21 protein-coding genes are annotated in these 21305 nt (G+C 75.7%); 16 read left to right on the top strand and 5 right to left on the bottom strand.

The annotated features are described in order from the left end of the window. Positions 1-22: 22 nt before the first annotated feature. The 4 genes from ACWIX3_RS25020 (at position 23) to ACWIX3_RS25005 (ending at position 3871) form a co-directional block, all read left to right on the top strand. A complete protein-coding gene (locus ACWIX3_RS25020) occupies positions 23-955 on the top strand; it encodes a glycosyltransferase family 2 protein (protein WP_448610044.1) in 933 nt (310 codons plus the stop codon). 1 nt (position 956) lies between these two features. Beyond that, positions 957-2054 (top strand): mannose-1-phosphate guanylyltransferase, encoded by a 1098-nt coding sequence (locus ACWIX3_RS25015; RefSeq protein ID WP_448610043.1) that lies wholly within the window; start codon positions 957-959, stop codon positions 2052-2054. A 91-nt stretch (positions 2055-2145) separates the two neighbouring features. Next, entirely contained in the window at positions 2146-2916 is a 771-nt protein-coding gene (locus ACWIX3_RS25010; RefSeq protein ID WP_448610042.1) for an SDR family NAD(P)-dependent oxidoreductase, read from the top strand. 169 nt (positions 2917-3085) lie between these two features. Beyond that, positions 3086-3871 carry a DNA-3-methyladenine glycosylase family protein gene (locus ACWIX3_RS25005; protein WP_448610041.1) on the top strand — a complete coding sequence of 262 codons (786 nt, stop codon included), beginning with the start codon at positions 3086-3088 and terminating at the stop codon, positions 3869-3871. 14 nt (positions 3872-3885) lie between these two features. Here ACWIX3_RS25005 and rfbA read toward each other — a convergent pair whose 3' ends face one another. Genes rfbA through cofD form a run of 3 tightly spaced genes read right to left on the bottom strand, consistent with a single transcriptional unit; the run spans position 3886 to position 6868 of the window. Next, positions 3886-4758 (bottom strand): glucose-1-phosphate thymidylyltransferase RfbA, encoded by an 873-nt coding sequence (gene rfbA / locus ACWIX3_RS25000; RefSeq protein WP_448610040.1) that lies wholly within the window; start codon positions 4756-4758, stop codon positions 3886-3888. 29 nt (positions 4759-4787) lie between these two features. Further along, a complete protein-coding gene (locus ACWIX3_RS24995; protein ID WP_448610039.1) occupies positions 4788-5843 on the bottom strand; it encodes a coenzyme F420-0:L-glutamate ligase in 1056 nt (351 codons plus the stop codon). Beyond that, positions 5840-6868 carry a 2-phospho-L-lactate transferase gene (cofD, locus tag ACWIX3_RS24990; protein ID WP_448610038.1) on the bottom strand — a complete coding sequence of 343 codons (1029 nt, stop codon included), beginning with the start codon at positions 6866-6868 and terminating at the stop codon, positions 5840-5842. The genes ACWIX3_RS24995 and cofD overlap by 4 nt, the downstream gene beginning before the upstream one ends. A 337-nt stretch (positions 6869-7205) precedes the next feature. Between cofD and ACWIX3_RS24985 the strand changes: the two genes are divergently transcribed. Both ACWIX3_RS24985 and ACWIX3_RS24980 read left to right on the top strand, forming a co-directional pair. Next, positions 7206-7442, top strand: coding sequence for a WhiB family transcriptional regulator (locus ACWIX3_RS24985; protein WP_448612503.1), 237 nt, complete (start codon positions 7206-7208; stop codon positions 7440-7442). A 161-nt stretch (positions 7443-7603) separates the two neighbouring features. Beyond that, entirely contained in the window at positions 7604-8416 is an 813-nt protein-coding gene (locus ACWIX3_RS24980; RefSeq protein WP_448610037.1) for a hypothetical protein, read from the top strand. A gap of 24 nt (positions 8417-8440) precedes the next feature. Here the strand turns inward: ACWIX3_RS24980 and ACWIX3_RS24975 are convergent, their stop codons facing one another. Next, the gene (locus ACWIX3_RS24975) at positions 8441-9451 is read right to left on the bottom strand and encodes a hypothetical protein (RefSeq protein WP_448610036.1); all 1011 of its coding nucleotides are present in this window, start codon (positions 9449-9451) and stop codon (positions 8441-8443) included. 97 nt (positions 9452-9548) lie between these two features. After that, positions 9549-10004, bottom strand: a complete 456-nt coding sequence (locus ACWIX3_RS24970; RefSeq protein WP_448610035.1) for a metallopeptidase family protein — start codon at positions 10002-10004, stop codon at positions 9549-9551. A gap of 189 nt (positions 10005-10193) precedes the next feature. Here ACWIX3_RS24970 and ACWIX3_RS24965 point away from each other — a divergent pair, with 189 nt between their 5' ends. The 10 genes from ACWIX3_RS24965 to ACWIX3_RS24920 all read left to right on the top strand — a co-directional run bounded on the left by ACWIX3_RS24965 (position 10194) and on the right by ACWIX3_RS24920 (position 21217). Next, complete coding sequence (locus tag ACWIX3_RS24965; protein ID WP_280173874.1) at positions 10194-10595, top strand: DUF3499 domain-containing protein; 402 nt, start codon at positions 10194-10196, stop codon at positions 10593-10595. A 110-nt stretch (positions 10596-10705) separates the two neighbouring features. Continuing rightward, positions 10706-12070, top strand: a complete 1365-nt coding sequence (locus tag ACWIX3_RS24960) for a phosphomannomutase/phosphoglucomutase (RefSeq protein ID WP_448610034.1) — start codon at positions 10706-10708, stop codon at positions 12068-12070. Then, positions 12067-12276, top strand: a complete 210-nt coding sequence (locus ACWIX3_RS24955; RefSeq protein WP_448610033.1) for a Trm112 family protein — start codon at positions 12067-12069, stop codon at positions 12274-12276. Before ACWIX3_RS24960 ends, ACWIX3_RS24955 begins: the two co-directional genes overlap by 4 nt. Further along, complete coding sequence (locus ACWIX3_RS24950) at positions 12273-13418, top strand: SIS domain-containing protein (protein ID WP_448610032.1); 1146 nt, start codon at positions 12273-12275, stop codon at positions 13416-13418. Before ACWIX3_RS24955 ends, ACWIX3_RS24950 begins: the two co-directional genes overlap by 4 nt. Positions 13419-13456: 38 nt before the next feature. After that, positions 13457-14866, top strand: a complete 1410-nt coding sequence (locus ACWIX3_RS24945) for an FAD-dependent oxidoreductase (RefSeq protein ID WP_448610031.1) — start codon at positions 13457-13459, stop codon at positions 14864-14866. A gap of 77 nt (positions 14867-14943) precedes the next feature. After that, a complete protein-coding gene (gene manA, locus ACWIX3_RS24940; RefSeq protein WP_448610030.1) occupies positions 14944-16119 on the top strand; it encodes a mannose-6-phosphate isomerase, class I in 1176 nt (391 codons plus the stop codon). Positions 16120-16277: 158 nt separating this feature from the next. Continuing rightward, complete coding sequence (locus tag ACWIX3_RS24935) at positions 16278-17129, top strand: class I SAM-dependent methyltransferase (RefSeq protein WP_448610029.1); 852 nt, start codon at positions 16278-16280, stop codon at positions 17127-17129. Between the two features lie 271 nt (positions 17130-17400). Next, on the top strand, positions 17401-18552 hold the full coding sequence (locus ACWIX3_RS24930; protein WP_448610028.1) for a glycosyltransferase family 2 protein: 1152 nt from the start codon (positions 17401-17403) through the stop codon (positions 18550-18552). Beyond that, entirely contained in the window at positions 18549-18971 is a 423-nt protein-coding gene (locus ACWIX3_RS24925) for a GtrA family protein (protein ID WP_448610027.1), read from the top strand. The genes ACWIX3_RS24930 and ACWIX3_RS24925 overlap by 4 nt, the downstream gene beginning before the upstream one ends. Further along, positions 18968-21217 (top strand): hypothetical protein, encoded by a 2250-nt coding sequence (locus ACWIX3_RS24920; protein WP_448610026.1) that lies wholly within the window; start codon positions 18968-18970, stop codon positions 21215-21217. Before ACWIX3_RS24925 ends, ACWIX3_RS24920 begins: the two co-directional genes overlap by 4 nt. Positions 21218-21305 lie beyond the last annotated feature (88 nt).

Genomic DNA, 21305 nt, shown 5'->3' with positions numbered 1-21305 from the left:
CGCGCCTCGTAGGGTCTCCCGAGTGAGCTCACCCCCGCCGGACGCCCCCCTCCGCGTGGTCGCGGTGACGTACTCGCCGGGTGAGGTCCTCGAGGGCTTCGTCGAGTCGCTGGAGGAGGCCACCACCCGGCCGGTCGAGGTGGTCCTGGCCGACAACGGCTCGACCGACGGCGCCCCCGAGCGCGCCGCGGCCCGCCACCCGCACGTGCGGCTGCTGCGCACCGGCGGCAACGTCGGGTACGGCGCCGCGGTGAACGCGGGGATGGCCGGGCTCGCCGACGGGTACGCCGTCGTCGCCAACCCCGACGTCCGCTTCGACCCCGGCTCGGTCGACGAGCTGCTGGCCGTGGCGGCCCGGTGGCCCCGGGCGGCCACCGTCGGTCCGGCGATCCGCACCCCGCAGGGCGACCTCTACCCCTCGGCCCGCGACCTGCCGCGGCTGTCCACCGGCGCCGGGCACGCGCTGCTCGGCTGGGCCTGGCCGGGCAACCCCTGGACGGCGCGCTACCGCCGTGAGCGCGAGGCCCCTCGGGAGCGTCCGGCCGGGTGGCTGTCGGGCTCCTGCCTGCTGGTCGACGTGGCGGCCTTCTGGTCGGTCGGTGGCTTCGACCCCGGCTACTTCATGTACTTCGAGGACGTCGACCTCGCCCAGCGGCTGTCCCGCCGCGGCTGGCTGCACGTCTACGCCCCCTCGGCGGTGGTGGAGCACCTGGGCGGGCACGCCACCCGACGGCAGCCGCAGCGCATGCAGCGGGTGCACCACACCAGCGCGCTGCGCTACCTCTCCGGCCAGTACCCGCTCCGCCGACACCTCCCTCTGCGGGTCGCGATGCGGGCGGGGCTGGGGACCCGGATGCTCGTGTCCTACGTGAGCGGCCGGGTGGCCGCCGGCGCCCGCTTCCAGCGCCGCGCCGAGGACGTCGGCCGCGCGCAGCGCCAGGACGAGCGGGGCTGAGGTGCGGCACGCGGTCGTGATGGCCGGCGGTTCGGGGACGCGGCTGTGGCCGCTGTCGCGCAGCGGGCGGCCCAAGCAGCTGCTCGACGTCGTGGCGAGCGCGGACGCCCCACCGCACAGCCTGCTGGCCGAGGCCTTCGCCCGGCTGGAGGAGGTGCTCCCGGCCGACCGGATCTGGGTGTGCACCGCCGCGCGCTACGGCGGGCAGGTGCGCGCCGCGCTCCCGCGGCTGCGCCCGGACCGGCTGGTGCTCGAGCCGGTCGCCCGCGACACGGCCAACGCCGTCGGCCTGGCCGCGGCCCTCGTGGCCGATGTCGACCCGGACGCCGAGCTCGCCGTGGTCAGCGCCGACCACGTCATCCGGCCGGTCGAGCGGTTCGCCGCGGCGCTGACCACCGCCTACGACGCGCTCACCGCGCGCCCCCGGTCGCTGGTGACCCTGGGCATCCGGCCCACCGCGCCGGCCACCGGCTTCGGGTACGTGCAGCGCGGCGCCGCGACCGAGGTACCCGGTGTCGCCGAGGCGGCGTCCTTCCGGGAGAAGCCCGACCGCGCCACCGCCGAGGCCTACCTCGCCTCGGGGGAGTACCTGTGGAATTCGGGCATGTTCGTCTGGCGGGCCGCCACCGTCCTCGACGCCCTCGCCGACCACCTGCCCGCCACGGCCGAGGGCCTGGCGCGGGTCGTCGCGGTCCCGGCCGGACCGCAGCGGGACGCCGTCCTGGCCGAGGTGTTCCCGACGCTGCCGAAGATCAGCGTCGACTACGCCGTCCTGGAGCCGGCTGCGACCGAGCCCGGCCGCGTGCTGGTGGCCGACCTCGACGTCGACTGGCTCGACGTCGGCTCCTGGCCGGCGCTGGCGCAGACGCTGGAGCGGGTGGGCGACGACGCCGTCTCCGGGCTGGCGGTGACCCTCGACAGCGCCGGCAACATCGTCTTCAGCGACGACCCGGACCACCTGGTGGCCCTCGTCGGCGTCCGCGACAGCGTCGTCGTCCACACCGCCGACGTGACGATGGTCTGCCCGGTCTCCGACGCCGAGCGGGTCAAGCAGCTGCTGGCGGCCGTCGAGGAGCGGCACGGGCCCCGGTTCAGCTGACGAAGGACCTCCCTGCCCCCGCCACTCGCAGGCTCGCAGGCTCGCAGGGGGACCCTGCAGGGCGGCCAGCCTCCGGGATAGCTTGCGGGACGTGAAGAGCTTCGACGTCGCCGCTGTCGTCTCCGGTGGGGCCTCCGGCCTCGGCGAGGCCACCGTCCGGGCGCTGGCCGCCCGCGGGGCCGCCGTGACCATCCTCGACCTGCAGGAGGAGCGCGCAGCCGCGCTCGCCGCCGAGCTCGGCGGCCACACCACCTTCGTCCGCACCGACGTCACCGACGCTGACTCGGTGCAGGCGGCGGTCGCCGACGCCGCCGGCAAGGACCGGCCGCTGCGGATCGCCGTCAACTGCGCCGGCATCGGCTGGGCGCAGCGGACCGTCGGCAGGGGGAACGTCCCGCACGACCTCGACCCGTTCGTCCGCACCGTCATGGTCAACCTGGTCGGCACCTTCAACGTGCTGCGGCTGGCCGCAGCCGCGATGGCCGCCACCGAGCCGGGGGAGGACGGCGAGCGCGGCGTGATCGTGAACACCGCCTCGATCGCCGCCTACGACGGGCAGATCGGGCAGGTCGCCTACGCCGCCTCCAAGGGGGGCATCGTCGGGATGACCCTGCCGGCGGCGCGCGACCTGTCGGGCGTCGGCGTCCGGGTCTGCACCATCGCCCCCGGCCTGGTGGACACCCCGCTGCTGGGCAGCCTGCCCGAGGAGGCCCGCAGCAGCCTCGCAGCGGGCATACCCTTCCCGAAGCGCCTCGGCCGACCGGAGGACTTCGCCCAGCTGGCGCTCGGCATCGTCGAGCACGGCTACCTCAACGGTGAGGTGATCCGGATGGACGGCGCGCTGCGGATGGCACCGCGCTGAGTCCCTCTTCCCCAGGGAGCACCACCTGAGCACGCCCACCCTCGAGGCGCCGTCGTTCCAGGACGTCTGGCGGCCGGACTGGCCGCTCGACGTCCGGCGCACCCTCTTCCCGCACCAGCGCAGCACCGGCGACCCGGCCCTGCGCTACGTCGACGACGACTGCTGGCGGGTGGTCAGCACCTCCGACGGTCCGGCGACCGTGCACCTCACCGCCCGCGGCGGCGAGGTGCGGGTGTCGGCGTGGGGACCCGGTGCCGAGCGCGCCGGTGCGGCGGTGCCCGCGTGGCTGGGGGCCGAGGACCGGCCCGAGGAGTTCGAGCCGGGCGGGCACCCGCTGCTCGCCCGCGTGCACCGGGCCTCGCCGTGGCTGCGGCTGGGTCGCACCGGCTGCACCTGGGACGCGCTGGTGCCCGCCGTCCTCGAGCAGAAGGTCACCGTCATCGAGGCGCACCGCGTGTGGCGGGCGCTGCTGCGGCTGGCCGGCGAGCCCCCGCCGGGCCCGGCTCCCGAGGGGATGCGCGTGCCGCCCACCCCGCAGCGGGTGCTGGCGGTGACCGACTGGGAGTGGCACCGCTGCGGCCTGGACGGCGCCCGCCGCCGGGCGTTGCGGGCCGTGGCGAGCGTCGCCGCTCGGCTGGAACCGGAGGAGGCCGTGGACTGCCCGGACCTGCAGCGCCGGCTGCAGACGGTGCCGGGCATCGGCGTCTGGACGGCGGCCGAGGTGGTGCAGCGGGTCTTCGGCTGCCCGGACACGGTCAGCTACGGCGACTACCACCTGAAGAACCTGGTCGGCTGGTCGTTGGCCGGCCGGAGGACCGACGACGACGGGATGATGGAGCTGCTCGAGCCGTGGCGGGGCCAGCGGCAGCGCGTCGTCCGGCTGCTGGGCATCGGCGGCAGCCGCCCGCCGAGGCGCGGCCCGCGGAACGCCCCGACCAACTACCGCCGGTTCTGAGCGGGCGAGCGCCGTCACATCACCGGGTCGTCGAGCAGGCGGAGCAGGTAGTCCCCGTAGCCGCTCCTGGCCAGCGGCTCGGCGGCGCGGCGCAGGCCGTCGTCGTCCAGCCAGCCCTGCCGCCAGGCGACCTCCTCGATGCAGCCGATCTTGAGCCCCTGCCGCTCCTCGACCACCGACACGAACTCGGTCGCCTGCCGCAGCGACGCGAACGTGCCGGTGTCCAGCCACGCCGTGCCGCGGTCCAGGACGGTCACGGTGAGCCGGCCCTGGCGCAGGTAGTGCTCGTTGACAGCCGTGATCTCCAGCTCGCCGCGGGCGCTCGGCCGGATGCCACGTGCCACGTCGACCACGGACGACTCGTAGAAGTACAGCCCCGGGACGGCGTAGGAGCTCTTCGGTGTCACCGGCTTCTCCTCGATGGAGAGCACGCGGCGGTCGCCGTCGAACTCGACGACGCCGTAGTCCTGCGGGTTGGCCACGTGGTAGGCGAACACGTGCCCGCCGTCGGGGTCGGGCAGCCGGCCCAGAGCGGTGCCGAGGCCCGCGCCGTAGAAGATGTTGTCGCCGAGCACCAGGGCCACCGACTCGTCGCCGAGGAAATCCGCGCCGATGAGGAAGGCCTGCGCCAGTCCCTCGGGTCGCGGCTGGACCGCGTACTCGATGCGCATGCCCAACCGCGTGCCGTCGCCCAGCAGTGCGCGGAACGAGTCCTGGTCGGCGGGGGTGGTGATCACCAGCACCTCGCGGACGCCGGCCATCATCAGCGTCGAGAGCGGGTAGTAGACCATCGGCTTGTCGTAGACCGGCATCAGCTGCTTGCTGACCGCCTGCGTGATCGGGAACAGACGGCTGCCGGTGCCCCCGGCCAGGATGATCCCCCGCATGTCCGGCGACGCTACCGGCGTGTCGCGGCTCAGGACGCCGGCGTCCCGAGCCACAACCTCCCGACGAGTGAGCTGCCGCCCGGCGTGCCCACCGGCTCCCAGCGGGTCGTCCAGCCGTCGGCGTGCAGCTGGACGACGACCGCACCGACCAGCGCCCCGAGGTTGAGCGCCGCCGTCGTGGTGGCCCGCTCCGGCAGGTGCACGTCGACCACCCCGTCGCCCTCGCCGCCGTAGCGCAGCACGACCGGGAACTCCGGCAGCGCCGCCGTCGCCACCCGGAACGCCGCCGCGACCGCGTCCAGCTCGCCGGGACGCGGCACCAGGTCCCCACCGGGCACCCGTGTCGCCAGCAGGTCGCGGCTGCCGTAGGGGAACAGGTCGCCGGGGCCGAGGCGGACCAGCGGCCGGGTGCCGGCATCGTCCTCCGGCGGGTCGAACGACAGGCCGCGGACGACGGCCACCGGGATGCCGGTCAACTTGCCCTTCACCAGGTCCGCGGCGGCCGCCAGCTCGTCGACGAGGGCGACCTGGGTGGTCTCCAGCCGGTTGCCGTGGGCGTCGACCAGGCCACGGTGGTCGACCAGCGCGGGGATCCCCGCCGAGCCGACGGCGACGTCGGTCAGCCCCTCCCGCCAGGTGCGGCCGAAGGTGTCACTGACGATGACCGCGACGTCCACCCCGAGCAGCTCGCGCAGCCGGCCGCGCAGCGTCCGGGCGGAGGCGTCGGCGTCCTCGGGCAGCAGCACGAGCGCGTCCCCGGAGACGTTGGAGGCGTCGATCCCGGCCGCGGCGACCACCCAGCCCTGCGGTGTCTCGACGATCTTCAGCGGGCCGCGCCGGGCGACCACGCGCACCGTCTGGGCGTCGATGGCCCGCTGCCGGGCGGCCTCCCTGTCCTCACCCGGTGCGACGGGCACCAGCCGGCCCTCGACCTTGGACACCACCTTGGAGGTGACGACGACGACGTCGCCGTCGGCCAGCCAGGGCGCGGCGCCCGCCACAGCCGCGGCGAGGTCGTCGCCGGGGGAGAACTCCGGCAGCCCCCGCACCGGGAGGACCGAGATCCCCGCCGCCGGCTCGGTCATCGGTTCTCCTGGACCCCGTCGGCCCCCTGCGGGGGTCCGCCGAGAGCTCGCGAGCGGTGGGGGGCGGGGGGTCCTTCTCCTGCTGCGGCGTCCAGCGCCGCCCGCGCCATGGCGGCGGTCGCCTCGGGGGAGGACATGAGCAGCGGGACGGCGCGGACGTCGACCCCCGGGACGTCGGCGGCGTCGCCGGTGTGCACCAGCCAGGCGTCGAGCAGCCCGCCGGCGGACCGGGCGCCGTAGTGCCGCCCCACCCCCTCGGCGCTGACCTCGACGCCGAGCACCGGCAGGCAGCGGTCGGCCATCCCGCGCACCACGCTGCCCCCGACGACCGGCGAGACCCCGACGACCCGGCCCGGCGTGGCCAGCAGTGCCTGCCGCAGCCCCGGGACGCCCAGGATGGTGCCGACCGACACCACCGGGTTCGAGGGCGCCAGCAGCACCGCGTCGGCAGCGGCCAACGCCTCGGCCACCCCAGGAGCGGGACGGGCGGCATCGACCCCGACCTGGACGAAGGCGCGGGGCTCGGGCTCGGCGCGGTGCCGCACCCACCACTCCTGGAAGTGCACCGCCTGCTGCCGCCCGGTTCCCGGATCGGCGACCACCACGTGGGTCTCCACCCGCTGGTCGGTCATCGGCAGCAGGTCGACGCCGGGCTGCCAGCGGTCCGCGAGCGCCGCGGTCACCTGGGACAGCGGGTAGCCGGCGTCCAGCATCCGGGTGCGGACGAGGTGCGTGGCCAGGTCGCGGTCGCCCAGGCCGAACCAGGTCGGCTCGGCCCCGTAGGCGGCCAGCTCCTCCTTGACCGTCCAGCTCTCGCCGGCCCGGCCCCATCCGCGCTCGGCGTCGATGCCGCCGCCGAGGGTGTACATGACGGTGTCGAGGTCCGGGCAGATCCGCAGCCCGTGCATCGTCACGTCGTCCCCGGTGTTCACGACCGCGGTGAGCCGCGCGTCGGGCGCGGCCGCGCGGAGACCGGCCAGGAACCGGGCCCCGCCGACCCCACCGGCGAGGACGACGATGTGCACGAAAGTCATCGTGCCCGATGGGCACTTGTCCACTGTTCGCCGGGCGTGTCGAGGTGTGCAGCGAGAAGTGACGAACACTGCGTGACGGGAGTGGCTGGTGAGGCTGGGCGCTTACACCGGGCGGAGTTGACGGCCCCACAACGACACGCGTGTAATTCCCGCGGTGTCAACGAGTGCCGAGCGGCCCGGGAACGTCCCGTGGAACGCACATCGGGACGGCAGCGAGAGGGGACGCATCGTCATGGCAGAGGTCTCGTGGTTGAGCGACTACGTGCACGCCGCAGAGCGCGAGCGCGGTGCCACGGGCCAGGCCCAGGGCTCCGCCGGGCTGTGGAGCATGGGCCTGGAGGCCGAGGTGCAGTCCTGGCAGGAGCGCGCGCTGTGCGCCGAGACCGACCCCGAGGCGTTCTTCCCCGAGAAGGGCGGCTCCACCCGCGAGGCCAAGAAGATCTGCACCGGCTGCGAGGTCAAGGCCGAGTGCCTCGAGTACGCGCTGGCCAACGACGAGCGTTTCGGCATCTGGGGCGGGCTCTCCGAGCGTGAGCGCCGCCGCCTGCGCCGCCGCGCGGGCTGAGGAAGTAGAGGACCCCCTGCCCCCCGCCATTCGCAGGCTCGCGGCGGGACCCTGCAGGGGGGCCACCGAGCCCGCCGCACACAGCGCCGTGTGACACCAGCTCCGAGCTGTTCCCACAGCCGCCGACGGATCCCGTCGGCGGCTGTGGTGTCGTTCGGGGCATGACGACGCGCGTGGTGGCCGGCCGGGCCGGCGTGGTGCGCGAGCTGCGCGCGGCAGGCCCGATGCTCGCGGCGCTGCGTACGCCGGTGACCGCCCGCGCCCCCTGGCTGACCGCCGCCCTGGCCCTCGACGACGTCCGGCCGGCCCGCCGGCGGCCGGTCGTGGTCGTGGTCGACCCGCCCGGCGGCACGGGGACGCCGCGGGCGCTGGCGGCGCTGGTCCTGCGCGGTGGCCCGCGGCTCACGGCCACGCTCCTCGGCGACGGGCTGCCCGTGCCCGCCGGGGCGGCCCCGGCCCGACTGCCGGCCCGGGACGACGACGCCGCCGCGCAGCTGGCCGTCGGCGTGCTGGGCCTGCTCGACCGGGTGCGCCGTCCGTGGACGCTGCAGCTGGCCGGGCTGCCGCTGGGCGACCCCACCCTGCGCGCGATCGGCCGGCTGCGGCCCGAAGCCGCGTTCGCCAACGCCCGCAGCCACCGCCTGGTCGACGAGCTCGACCGGACCGGTCCGGTGCACCGCACCCGGGACCCCGCCGAGCTGGACCGCCGGCTGCCCCCGCTGCTCGCCGGCGAGCCCGACCGCCGCACCCGCACCGCCCTGCGTGTCACCGCCCGCCTGCACGTCGCGATCGGTCAGGTCGAGCTGGCCACGGGAGCCGACGGGCACCGGGGCCTGCTGACCCTCGTCGACGGCGCCGACCGGCGGCCGTGGTGGGGGCCTCCCGGAGCGGGCCTGCGCACCGAGACGGGGACGCCCCTCGTCTCGCTGACGCTGCGTGGCGGCGGCCCGGGGGCGCTGCTCGGCCGGCGCTGACACCGGGGGCAGAGGGGTCCTCCGTCAGCCGGCGTACCGGACGACGTTGAGCTGCGGTTCCTCGACGCTGGCGGCGCGGTCGGTGCCGAGGAAGACGGTGCCCTCGGCAGGGGCCGTGCCGTCGAACACCGGCCCGGCGGGGGAGACGGTGACCGCCAGGTCGTAGACCCGTCCCGTGTAGGCCGGCGCGGTGCCGACCGGCCGGGTGTAGGTGGGGAAGCGGCCGGTCAGCCGCAGGTCGTCGCCCTCCCGCGTCACGGTGAGCGCGGGGGAGGGCAGGTCCGCGTACTCGGTGCGGGACCGCACGCAGCCCGCGGTCGCCGGGTCCCCGGGCGGCTCGGCGGCCAGGCAGTTCCACGTCGGCAGCCGCAGGTGTGCCAGCGCCGTTCCGCCGTCCCCGTCCGTCGTGACGCTCACCGCCGGGTAGGCCACCGTCGTCCCCACCGCCTGCCGCTCGACGACGAGGCCGCCGAACGCCAGCCGGGCCACCACGCCGCCCTCGCCCAGCGGCACCGAGCGGCCGGCCAGCACTCCCGCGCCACCCTCGCCCGGCAGCGGGTCCGACGGCACGGCAGGCAGCGCCGGCGGCACCGGGGCCGGCGTCGGGGTGTCGCGCGGGGACGGCATCCGCGGCCCGGGCGCGGGTGTCGCGGCCGGGTCGTCCCCGCCGTCGCGGGTCGCCCCGGCGATCCCGGCCAGCGCGGCGACCAGCACCAGCGCCACGGCGGCCATCCCGGCCACGGCGCGGCCGCTGCCGTCCGGGTGCGCGGGGCCCGCGTCGCCGTCGTCCACCGGGGGCGCGGCGGCCGGCGCGGGCGGTGGGACGGGCGTCCCGGGAGGGGAGTCGAGGAAGCCGGGGAGGTCGTCGTGCGGCCAGCGCGGCGCCGGCCGGGCGGGGTGCGGGGGCGCGGGGTCGGCAGGGGGAGGGACGGCGGGCCGCGGACGGCCCAGCGCGACCGCGGTCAGGCCGGCGAGCGCGAGCAGCGCCAGGACCAGCACGACCCACGGGACGGCGGCCGGCGCGGAGGAGTCCATCGCGACAGAGCATCCCAGCCGCCCTTGAGGCAGCCCCTGAGGCGGCCCCCTGCAGGGCCCCGCCGCGAGCCTGCGAGTGGCGGGGGCAGGGGGTCCTTCAACCGGTGGGGTCGATCTCCTCCGGATCGCGCCCGAGCAGCACGGCGACCTGGTCGACGACGACGTCGCGCACGAGATCGGCGAGGTCGTCGCGGTCGTGCGCGCGCAGCTCGAGCGGCCGGCGGTAGACGACGATCCGCGGCGGCACCTCCCGTGTGCCGTCCCGGTGTGCCGGCAGGACGCGGGCCAGCGGCACGCTGCCGTCGTCGAGGACGTCGGCGTCGAGCACCACCTCGTCGGGGTTGGTGTGCTCGACCCAGGGCACGTCCTCGACGGCGAACTCGACCCCGGCCAGCTCCTTCTCCCACCGGCGCTCGAGGTCCTCGACCGCGTCGAGGACGAGGTCGTCGAACTGCTCGGCGCGGCTTCGGGCCAGGGGGACGCCGTCGGGCACCAAGCGCCCGCGCAGCCCGCGGCCGTGCCGGTCGCGGCGGGATCGGGCGGGTCGGCTCATGACGGGTGCGAGCGTACGGCCGTCGGCTGCGCGGGGCGGGGTCGGCGGGACAGCCGCCGCCGGAGGGCGCGCGCCCCCGACCCGACTGCGCCGCCGAGGACCGGGACCGGACCCGCGCCGGGGCCCACGGGGACATCGTGGAGGATGGGACTGCTGCTCCGTCCCGGGCACCGAAAGACGGTGTGCCTGATGCCAACCACCCGGGTACGCGTCTACTGTGCCGTGCGTGAGGAACCGGTGGTGAGGCAGTCACGTCGCTGCTCGCGCAGCGGCTGCGCGCAACCGGCGGCAGCGACCTTGACCTACGTGTACGCGGAGTCGACCGCTGTCGTCGGCCCGTTGGCCACGTTCTCGGAGCCGCACAGCTACGACCTCTGCGAGTTCCACGCCGAGCGGCTGACCGTGCCGCGTGGCTGGGAGGTCGTCCGGCACGAGATCGACGTCGAGGACTCCGGCCCGACCGGCGACGACCTGCTGGCCCTGGCCGACGCCGTCCGCGAGGCCGCCCGGCCCGAGCCCCCGCGCAACCCCGCCGACGACGGCAGCGGCACCCGCCGCGGCCACCTGCGGGTCCTGCCCGACATCACCTGAGGAAGGACCACCCTTCCCCACGCCATGGCCCCGCTGCATGGCCCGCTGCAGGGTCCCGCCGCGAGCGTGCGAGCGGTGGGGGGCAGCGGGGCCCTTATAGGGTCGCCGGCGTGCGCGATCTGTCGTCCATCATCAAGGCCTACGACGTCCGCGGCGTCGTTCCCGACGAGTGGGACGAGGGCGTCGCCCGCCGGATCGGCGCGGCCTTCGCCGAACTCGTCTGGCAGGAGAGCGACGCGACCGCGGTCGTGACCGCGCACGACATGCGCGACTCCTCGGTGCCTCTCTCGCGTGCCTTCGCCGAGGGCGTGCTCTCCCGCGGCGTCGACGTCGTCGAGGCCGGTCTCGGGTCCACCGACCTGCTGTACTTCGCCTCCGGCTCGCTCGGCGTCCCGGGCGCGATGTTCACCGCCAGCCACAACCCCGCGCAGTACAACGGCATCAAGCTCTGCCGCGCCGGCGCCACCCCGGTCGGGCAGGAGTCGGGCCTGGCCACCCTCCGGGAGTGGGCCGAGCGCGACTCCTACGACCGGGTCCCCGCGCGGACGGCGTCGATCGACCAGCGGGACCTGCTCGCCGAGTACGCCGCGCACCTGCGCTCGCTGGTCGACCTGTCGACCATCCGGCCGCTGCGGGTCGTCGTCGACGCCGGCAACGGCATGGGCGGGCACACCGTCCCGGTGGTGCTCGCCGGCCTCCCGCTGGAGGTGCTGCCGCTGTACTTCGAGCTCGACGGCTCCTTCCCCAACCACGAGGCCAACCCGCTGGACCCGGCCAACCTGGTCGACCTGCAGGCCGAGGTCCGCCGCACCGGTGCCGACATCGGGCTGGCCTTCGACGGCGACGCCGACCGGGTGTTCGTCGTCGACGAGCGCGGCGAGCCGGTCAGCCCCTCGGCGATCACCGCCCTGGTCGCCGTCCGGGAGCTGGCCAAGGGCCGGGGGACGACGGTCATCCACAACCTGATCACCTCGCGCGCGGTCCCCGAGATCATCCGCGAGCACGGCGGCGAACCGGTGCGCACCCGCGTCGGGCACTCGTTCATCAAGGCAGAGATGGCCCGCACGGACGCCGTCTTCGGCGGGGAGCACTCCGCGCACTACTACTTCCGCGACTTCTGGCGGGCCGACACGGGCATGCTCGCCGCCATGCACGTGCTCGCCGCGCTGGGGGAACAGAGCCGGCCGCTGTCGGAGCTGACCGCCGGCTACTCCCGCTACGTCGCCTCCGGGGAGATCAACTCCACCGTGGCCGACGCCGCCGGCCGGACCAGGTCGGTGCGGGAGGCGTTCGAGGGCGAGGAGGGTGTCACCGTCGACGACCTCGACGGGCTGACCGTGGACCTGACCGACGGCTCGTGGTTCAACCTGCGGGCCAGCAACACCGAGCCGCTGCTGCGGCTCAACGTCGAGGCGCCGGACGAGGCGCGGATGACCGAACTGCGGGATCGAGTCCTGGAGATGGTGCGCGCATGACCACGAGTTCCGACCCCGGCACGGTGGGACCGCTGGGGCTGGACCCGGCGCTGCTGGAGATCCTCGCCTGCCCGGACACCCACCACAGCCCACTGACGGTGGACGAGGCGGCGAGTGAGCTGGTCTGCCCGACCTGCGACCGCGCCTTCCCCGTGCGCGACGGCATCCCGGTGCTGTTGCTCGACGAGGCCCGGCGGCGCTCGTGACGTCCCCGGAGCTGGCCGAGGAGGTCCTCGACGACCTCGACGTGCTGCGCGCCCGCGACCCGCGCGGCCTGCTGCCCGCGGTCGCCGGCGCCGGCGCGCAGGTTCGCGAGACCGCCCGGCTGACCGAGGAGGCCGGCCTGGAACGGGTCACCGCCGGCGGCCGCCCGCGCGGGCTGGTCATCGTGGCCCGCCGCGAGGGGGCGGTGGCCGCACAGGTGCTGCGGGCGCTGCTCGGGCCGGCCAGCCCGGTCACCGTGGACGTCGTCCCCGGGCCGGACCTGCCGGTGTGGACCGGTCCCAGCGACATCGCCGTCGTCGCCACCCGCACCGGCGCCGGCCGCTACGCCGTCACCCCGGCCTACGAGGCGGCCCGCCGCGGCGTGACGCTGCTGGGCATCGGCGCCGAGGACGCCCCGCTGCGCGCGGCCTGCTCCACCGCCCGCGCCCCCTACGTGCCCCTGCCGCGGTCCCGGGTGCGGCACACCACGCTGTGGTCGCTGCTCACCCCGATGCTGCAGCTGGCCGTCGGCCTGGACCTGGTGTCGGAGGGCGCGGCGGACCTGGAGGCGATCGCCGCGGCGCTCGACGAGGTCGCCACGGAGTGCGGCCCGGCGCGGGAGTCCTTCGTCAACCCGGCGAAGACGCTGGCCCTCGAACTGCTCGACGCGCTGCCGGTGATCGCCGCCGAGGGGCCGCTGGCCGGCACCGCCGCGACGCGGATCGCCGACCAGCTCGCGACGCTGGCCGGGCTGCCGGTCACCACCTTCCGGCTGCCCGACCAGCGGGTCGCCGCCTGCTCGGTGCTGCGCGGCCCCCTGGCACCGCAGGGCGGTGAGGACGACTTCTTCCGCGACCGCGCCGAGGACGCCGGCCGGAGGCTGCGGCTGCTCACGGTCCGCGACGCCGACGCCGGCGAGCACGACGGCGCCGGTGAGCGCGAGCCCCGGTCGGCCCGCGAGGCGCTGGGCGAGGCGCTGCGCAGCGCCGCGACGGCCAACGTCCCGGTGAGCGGACTGGCCGAGTACGGGGAACCGGAGCAGTACGGCCGGCTGCCCCGTCTGGCCCGTCAGCTGGCGGTCGCCGACTTCACGGCCGTCTACCTGGCCCTCGCTCTGGACACCGAGAGGTCCGCCTCCGCATGAGCACCGCCACCCGGGACTGACCCCGGGTCCACCAGGGCGTGAGCCGCACCCAGCTCTCCCCGGCGCGTCGGGCGGCCGACCGGGCCCGGCTGGCCGACGAGGTCGTCGACGTGCTCGTGGTCGGCGGCGGGCTCACCGGCGCCTGGGTCGCCCTCGACGCGGCCAGCCGCGGGCTCGCGGTCGGCCTCATGGAGGCCCGCGACTGGGCCGCCGGCTCCTCCGGCAGGCCGGGCGTGCTGCTCGCGCAGGCGGGGACGCCGGCCGGGACGGCGCGGCGCGAGCGTTACCGGCTGCTGAGGACGACCGCCCCGCACCTCGTCCGGCCGGTCCCGCTGGTGGTCCCGCACCCCACGCCGGTGCTCTCCGACCTCGTCTCCGGCGGCCTGCGGCCCTCCCGGCCGCTGTCGCGGCGGGCCGTGCTCGCCGCCGTCCCGGGGTTGCGTCCCCACGGGGGAGCCGGCGCGCTGCGCCGCTGGGACGCGCAGGTGGACGGCGCCCGCCTCACCCTCGCCGTCGTCCGGACGGCGGCCGGCTACGGCGCCCGCGTCCTCTCCCGCGCGCGGGTCCACGGGCTGCTGCGGGCCGGTGGCGCCGTGGTGGGCGCGCGGGTCACCGACCGCACCGACCGCTCGGTGTTCCGGGCGCGGGCGCGCAGCGTCGTGCTCGCCACCGGTGCGGACGGCGGCGGGCTGGCCCAGGGCGTCCCCACCGACCCGCTCGTGCAGGTCGTGCTCCCGCGACCGGCGGTCGACGGCCGGGACGACGGGCTGGTGCTGCCGGTCCCGGGCGGCGTGCTGACCGCCGTCCCGGCGGGGGAGTGGTGGATCGTCACGCACCCCGGCCCCGACGTGCACGCCCTGCTGAGCGCACTGGACCGGGCGCTCGTCCGCCCGGTGCCGGCCGACGCGGTCGTCGCCGTCCGGGTCGACCGGCTGCCCCGCGGGGACGGCCTCGAGACGCCCGCGCCCGGGCTGGTGGTCGTCGCCGGGGGCCTGCCGACCGCCCGGGTGGCGGCCGCGGACGCCGTCGACGCGGCGACCGCGGGCCTGCCGGGCGTGCCACCGTCCCGCACCGCACACCTGCCGCTGGTCGGCGCGCACGGCTGGGACGACGTCCGGGACCGGGTGCCGCAACCGGCCGCGGCCGCCGGGCTGTCCCCGGAGGCGGTCGACCGGCTGCTCCACCGGCACGGCGACCGGGTGACCGACGTGCTCGCCCTCGTGCGCGCCGACCCGCGGCTGGGCCGCCCGCCGCCCGGGGCGACGGAGTACCTGGCCGCCGAGGTCGTGCACGCGGTCACCGCCGAGGGTGCGCTGTCCCTCGACGACGTCCTCCTCCGGCGCACCCCGCTGTCCGGTGCGGATCCCGCGGCGGTGGCCGCGCTCGTGGCCGGGCCGCTCGGCTGGGACGCCGCCCGCACCGCCCGGGAGACCGCAACGGCGGAGTGACCCGATGGGGCGAAACGGCGAGCGGTGTGGACCGAGCCATGCCCAGGAAACGGGACCGGCCAGTAACCTCCACGGCGATGTGGCCCCTCACCAGCGCTGTCCGCTTCTACCCGTGGGGGAGCCGGACGGTCATCCCCGAGCTGCTCGGGCAGCCCAGCCCCGCCCCGCAGCCGCACGCGGAGCTGTGGATGGGTGCGCACCCGGACGAGCCGAGCCTGCTGGCCGACGGCCGTCCGCTGGACCGGGCCATCGCCGAGGAGCCCGAGCGGCTGCTGGGCGCACCGGTCGTGACCCGCTTCGGGCCGCGGCTGCCCTTCCTCATGAAGGTGCTCGCCGCCGACCGGCCGCTGTCCCTGCAGGCCCATCCCACGATGGAGCAGGCGGCGGCCGGCTACGCGGCCGAGGAGGCCGCGGGCATCCCCAGGGACGACCCGACGCGGACCTTCAAGGACCCGTGGCACAAGCCCGAACTCCTGCTCGCGCTCACCACGTTCGAGGCACTCTGCGGCTTCCGGCCGGTCGAGGAGTCGCTGCACTGCCTGGCCAAGCTGCAGCTGCCCGAGCTCAAGCCCACGATCGCGGCGCTGGCGCGCGGTGGCCTGCGGGCCGCCATCCCGCAGCTGATCGCGCTCTCCGGCGGCCGCCGGACCTCCCTGGTCGAGGCGGTCGCGCGCCGGGCGGCCTCCTACGTCGCCGCGCACGATCCGGAGTTCATCAACACCTACCGCTGGGCGGCCGCGCTCGCCGAGTCCTACCCGGGTGACCCGGGCGTGGTCATCTCGCTGATGTGCAACCACCTCAAGCTGGCACCCGGCGAGGCGGTGTTCCTGCCGGCCGGGAACCTGCACGCCTACCTCAGCGGCGCAGGGGTCGAGGTCATGGCCAGCTCGGACAACGTCCTGCGCGGCGGCCTGACCAGCAAGCACGTCGACCTGGCGGCGCTCATCGAGGTGCTCGACTTCACCGACGGCCGGATCCCGGTCCTCCAGCCCGTGCTCGGGCCCGGCGGGCTGCGCTACCCGGTGCCGGTCGAGGACTTCGACCTCACCCGCGTACAGCTCGACGAGCGGACCGGGACGCTCACCACGGCCGGGCCGCAGGTGCTGCTGTGCACCGAGGGCCGCGCCGTGCTGGCTGCCGCCGACGGCGAGCTGGTCCTGGAGAAGGGGCAGTCGGCGTTCGTCCCGGCGGGCGAGCCGATCAGCGCCCGCGGGCCCGCGCTGCTCTACCGGAGCACGACGAACCTGCGCTGAGCAGGCGGTCCGGACGGCACCTGCGGCGCCACGGCCGGTGTGTCGTGTGCCGTGGGGCCGGGGTGGGCAGGAAGGTCGGCATCGTCCCGGGCGCTCAGCAGGGAGCTCCCCTCACCGAGGGTGCCGGCGCTCCGGCGCTCCCGACGGGAGGAGCGGCCATGACGGCAGGACGACGGCGCGGGCGACGGGCGGGGGCGGTCTCGGCGCTGCGGCGGTGGGTGGTCCGGACGGCGGTGGTGCCGTTCGAGGCCCGCCTCGCCCGCCTGGTGGAGTCGACCGTGCGGGCCGAGGGCCAGCGACTGGAGGCGTGCGCGCGGGCGGAGACCGACCGGGCGATCCGGGCCGTGCACGACGTCGAGTTCCGGAGCCGGCGTGACCTGCTGGCGGCGGGGGAGCGGGACGCGGCCGTGGCCTCGGCCCGGTTCGCGGCGCGGGAGATGCCGACCGCGCGGTCCTTCCACGACCCGCTGAGCACACTGCGGCACGCTGTCGAGATCGCGCCCGCCAGCGGTCTGGCGCTGGAGTTCGGCGTCTTCCAGGGACGTTCGCTCGAGGTCATCGCCGAGGGGCGGGGTCGCCGTGACGTCTACGGCTTCGACTCCTTCCAGGGGCTGCCGGAGGACTACCGCCCGCACGTGCGGGCCGGTGCCTTCGCCACGGCCGCGCTGCCCGAGGTCGCCGGGGCCGAACTGGTGGTCGGCTGGTTCCAGGACACCCTCCCCGGCTTCCTCGCCGCCCACCCCGGCCCGGTCTCCCTGCTGCACGTCGACGGCGACCTGTACTCCTCGGCGGTGACGGTGCTGGAGCACGTGGGTCCCCGGCTGGTCCCCGGGTCGGTGGTGGTCTTCGACGAGTTCTTCAACTTCCCCGGCTGGGAGCAGCACGAGTACCGGGCGTGGCAGGAGCACCTCGAGCGCACCGGCGCCCGGGTGGCCTACGAGGCCTACACGTCGAACAACGAGCAGGTCGTCGTCCGCGTGCTGGACCCCGGGACCCCGGCCGGGCGCTGATCCGTGGGGCGTCCCCGCGGTCACCGGTCGGCGGCCCGCCGCCGAGGTCTCCGCCGCCCACGGTGTGCCGCGGCGCCCCGCTCAGCCGGACCGTGCTGCTCCTGGAGGGGACGGTCGACGTCCGTGCCGGCCGGGAGCCGGTCACCGCCCGCGGTCCCGCGCTGCTCCACCGGGGCGCGACGAACCTGCGCTGAGCGCCTCGCCCCCCTCCCGGGTGGTGCTGGAGAGGCACCAGGCACCACCGGTCAAGCCGTTCCGTCACGATGGGAGCATGTTGCTGTCCGTCATCGTCCCGTGTCACGACGAGGAACGCGTGCTGCGTGAGCTGGTCGCCCAGGTCGGTGCCGCGGTGGAGGAGGCGCCGGTCGACCTCGAGATCGTCCTGGTCGACGACGGCAGCCGTGACGGGACCAGCGAAGTGCTGCGGGAACTGCACGCCGCCGACCCGCGAGTGCGCTATGTGACGCTGAGCCGCAACTTCGGCAAGGAGGCGGCGATGCTCGCCGGGCTCTCCTTCGCCCGGGGTGACGCGGTGGTGCTCATGGACGCCGACCTGCAGCACCCGCCGCGATTGCTGCTGGAGATGCTGGAGCTGCACGAGCACGGCTACGACCAGGTGGTCGCCCGCCGCACCCGCGACGGCGACGCGTTCGGCCGCACCCTGCTGTCCCGGCTGTACTACCGACTGGTCAACTCGCTGGTGGAGGTCCGCATCGAGGACGGCGTCGGGGACTTCCGGCTGCTCAGCCGCCGGGCCGTCGACGCGCTGCTCCAACTGGGCGAGTACAACCGCTTCTCCAAGGGCCTGTTCGCCTGGATCGGCTTTCCGACCGCCACGATCGACTACCGCAACGAGGCCCGCTACGGCGGGGACACCAGCCGGTGGACGCTGCGCCGACTGCTGAACTACGGCATCGACGGGGTGATGTCGTTCAACAACGCCCCGCTGCGCCTGGCGATCTACGTCGGCCTGGTGGTGACCGCGCTGGCCTTCGGCTACGCCGGCTTCCTCGTGGTGGCGGCTATCGTGCAGGGCATCGTCGTGCCCGGGTACGTGACGCTCGTCGCCGCGGTCATCGGTCTGGGCGGCCTGCAACTGCTGTTCCTGGGCGTGATCGGCGAGTACGTCGGCCGCATCTACTACGAGACCAAGCACCGCCCGCACTACCTGGTCGCCGAGGCCAGCGACGACCCGCAGCCGGCCGGTGTCCGCGGGCCCGCGCGCTCTGCAGCACGGAACACCGTCGTCGTCGGCAACCACGTGGCGCCCGAGCAGGCCGTGTCCCGCCGGCCGGTGCCCGCCGAGGCTCCGGCGACCGGCAGCAGCGCCTCGGCCTGGCACCACGGCGCTCGGCCGTCTGCGCCGCGCCGGCCCGACGGGGCCGGCGGCGCGGTCCCGGGAGACCCCGGGCCCCACGCATGAGACCCGACCGTGCCACGCTGCGGCACGTCACGCGCTTCGCGGTCGTCGGGGTCATCAACACCGGCGTCTACTACGGCACCTACCTGCTGTTGAGCACCGTCCTGCACTACCTGGCGGCGCACCTGCTGGCGATCGCCGTCTCGATGGTGGTGTCGTTCTTCCTCAACTGCCTGTGGACCTTCCGGACCCGACCGACCTGGCGGAAGTTCGCGCTGTTCCCGCTGACCAACGCGACCAACTACCTGCTGACCACCGCGGGCGTGGTGCTGCTCGTCGAGTGGCTCGGCGTCGACGAGCACATCGCGCCGTTGCTGGCGGCCGCGGCGGCGATCCCGGTGACCTTCCTGCTCTCCCGTCGTGTGCTGTCCGGCCGGCCGGCGGCGCCCGTGGACCTGGCTCCCACGGCAGGTGGCAGGTGACCGCGGGCACGCACGAGCACCAGGCGCCCGTGGCCGTTCCCGAGGCCGGCGCCGACGAGGTGCCGCGCCCGGCTCCGCGCGGGCGCCGGCGGTTGCCCGAGTGGCTGGCCACCCTCCTCGTCGGGTCGCTGACGTGGGCGCTGGCGGTCGTTCCGCAGTGGCGAGGGGAGTTCTTCTACTACACGGGCGACCAGCACGAGCAGTTCGCGCCGCTGTGGCACCTGTTCGGTCGACAGCTCCGTGCAGGGCAGTGGCCGTCGACCATGGACCCCGCCGGGTGGGTGGGCGGTAACCACGCCGCCGAGGCGATGACGGGCATCTGGAACCCGGTCAACCTGCTGAACTACCTCCTCGTCTCGACCTTCGACAACCTCTCGATCGCCGCGTTCGTCGTCATGGCGGAGTTCCTCGGCCTGCTCGCCATGGGCGTGTTCCTGCTCGCCCGGGGCTACGGCGCCGCCCGCTGGCCGGCTGCCGTCGTGGCGACCGCGCTGCCCTTCGCCGGGTTCACGCTCTGGTACGAGGCCTCCGGTTGGCCGGCCGGGCTCATGGCGTTCACCTGGGTCACGCACTTCTGGTGGTCCGCGCACCGGCTCGCCCGGGGTCGGCGCGGTCCGCTCGTCCCCTTCGTGTTCGGCTTCCTGGCGATCACCACCGGCAATCCCTACGGGGCGCTGGGGCTGGCGGTGGTGACGGCGGCCCTCGGCATCGAACTCGTGCTGCGCGGCCGGTGGGGCCGGCTGGCGCACCTGGCCGTGATGGGCGTCTGCGTCGGGGCGGTGGCCCTGCTGGTCTTCCTGCCGCTCCTGGGCGCCAACCCGGTGTCCTCGCGGGGGGAACTGGGCGGCATCGTCAACGACACCTTCCTGGTGCCCGACCTCGGCGACCTGGCGGCGGCCAGCTCGCCGACCTACCTGCCGTCGATGACCATCTGGACCGGCGCCACGTTGGAGCGCGTCCCCTCCACGTATCTCGCCTGGTTCGTCCTGCCGCTGCTGCCGTGGCTGCGCTGGGACCGGTTGCGTCGTCGCGCCCGTACGCTCACGAGCGTCTTCGTCGTCGCCGCCTGGTACCTCCTGGCCACGCTCGCGCCATCACAGGTCTGGCTGTTCCGCTGGCCGGTGCGCCTGGTCGAGTACCTGTGGGTGCCGGTCATGGTCCTCGTCGCCGTCATCCTCACTGCCGGCCTGGCCACCGACGCGGTGCGCCGGCGGGCCGCGGTCAGCGGGGCGGTCGTCGCTGTCGGCTTCTACCTGGCATGGGCGGTCCGGCCGACCGACATGGGTGCCGTGCACCTGGCCGGTCTGGTGCTCGTCGGGGGGCTGACCGCGCTGGCCGTCCTGGCCGGTCGTCGGCGCGGCCTGCCTGCGCTGGGCGCCGTGGTGGTGCTCGGGACCGCCTGCGTCCTCGCCCTGCAGACCAGCGTGCTGCCGCCCCGTCCGGAGGGCAGCCCCCCGCCGGCCTGGCCTGCCTACGACCTGCCGGCGCTGGCCGAGGGGATGTCCGCCTACGAGGGCACGGTGCTGCAGCTGGCCTCCCGCGCCGGTGTGACGACCGAGACCGTGCGCGCCGGCGAGATCGTCTTCGGCAACCTCGCGCGGGCCCCCGGTGCCTCGGTCGTGACCAGCTACAGCGGCATCGGTTTCCGCGAGTTCACCGCCGAGCTCTGCATGGACTACCGGGGGGCGACGTGCCCGGAGGCCTTCGACCGGTTGTGGCAGCCCGCCGGTCCCGGCTACGACGTGCCGCTGATCGACGCCATGGAGGTCTCCACCCTCGTCGTGCAGCGGTCGCTGCGGCCCGACGTCGCGGCGCTGGAGCCGCCGCCCGGGTGGAGGGTGGGCCTGGAGACGCCGGTGCGGGTCGTGTGGGTGCGCAACGAGCCGTTGGACGAGGAGACGCGGGTGTCGTGGGCCTCGCCCGGCGTCGACGTCCTCGCCGACTCCTCCTCACCCCGGCGCGAGGAGGTCACCTACCGCGCGGGCGAGCCCGGCCGGCTCCTCTTCGCCCGGCTGTCCTGGCCCGGCTACAGCGCCACCGTGGACGGCCGGCCGGCCGAGGTGGTCGACGGCCCGGCGGGTCTGCTGGCCGTGGAGGTCCCGGCGGGTGAGCACGTCCTCGTGCTGGAGTACCGGTCGCCCGGGTTGCGGGCCGGCGCCCTCGTCGCTGCGACCGCCGCTGCGGTGGTGCTCGTCCAGTCCTGCGCGTGGTGGTGGAGCCGACGCCGGCACCGGTCCTCCGCGTGACGGTGCGGGGAGGCTGCGCCGCTCCGGCGGCGGCCGAGGGGCCGACGTAGCGTCGGGGGGACCGATCCCGCTTCCCCCGGGAGTGCTC

It is taken from the genome of Geodermatophilus sp. URMC 60, assembly GCF_053502585.1.
Note: the sequence above shows the minus strand (reverse complement) of the source record. Positions and strands in the feature narration are given on the sequence as shown.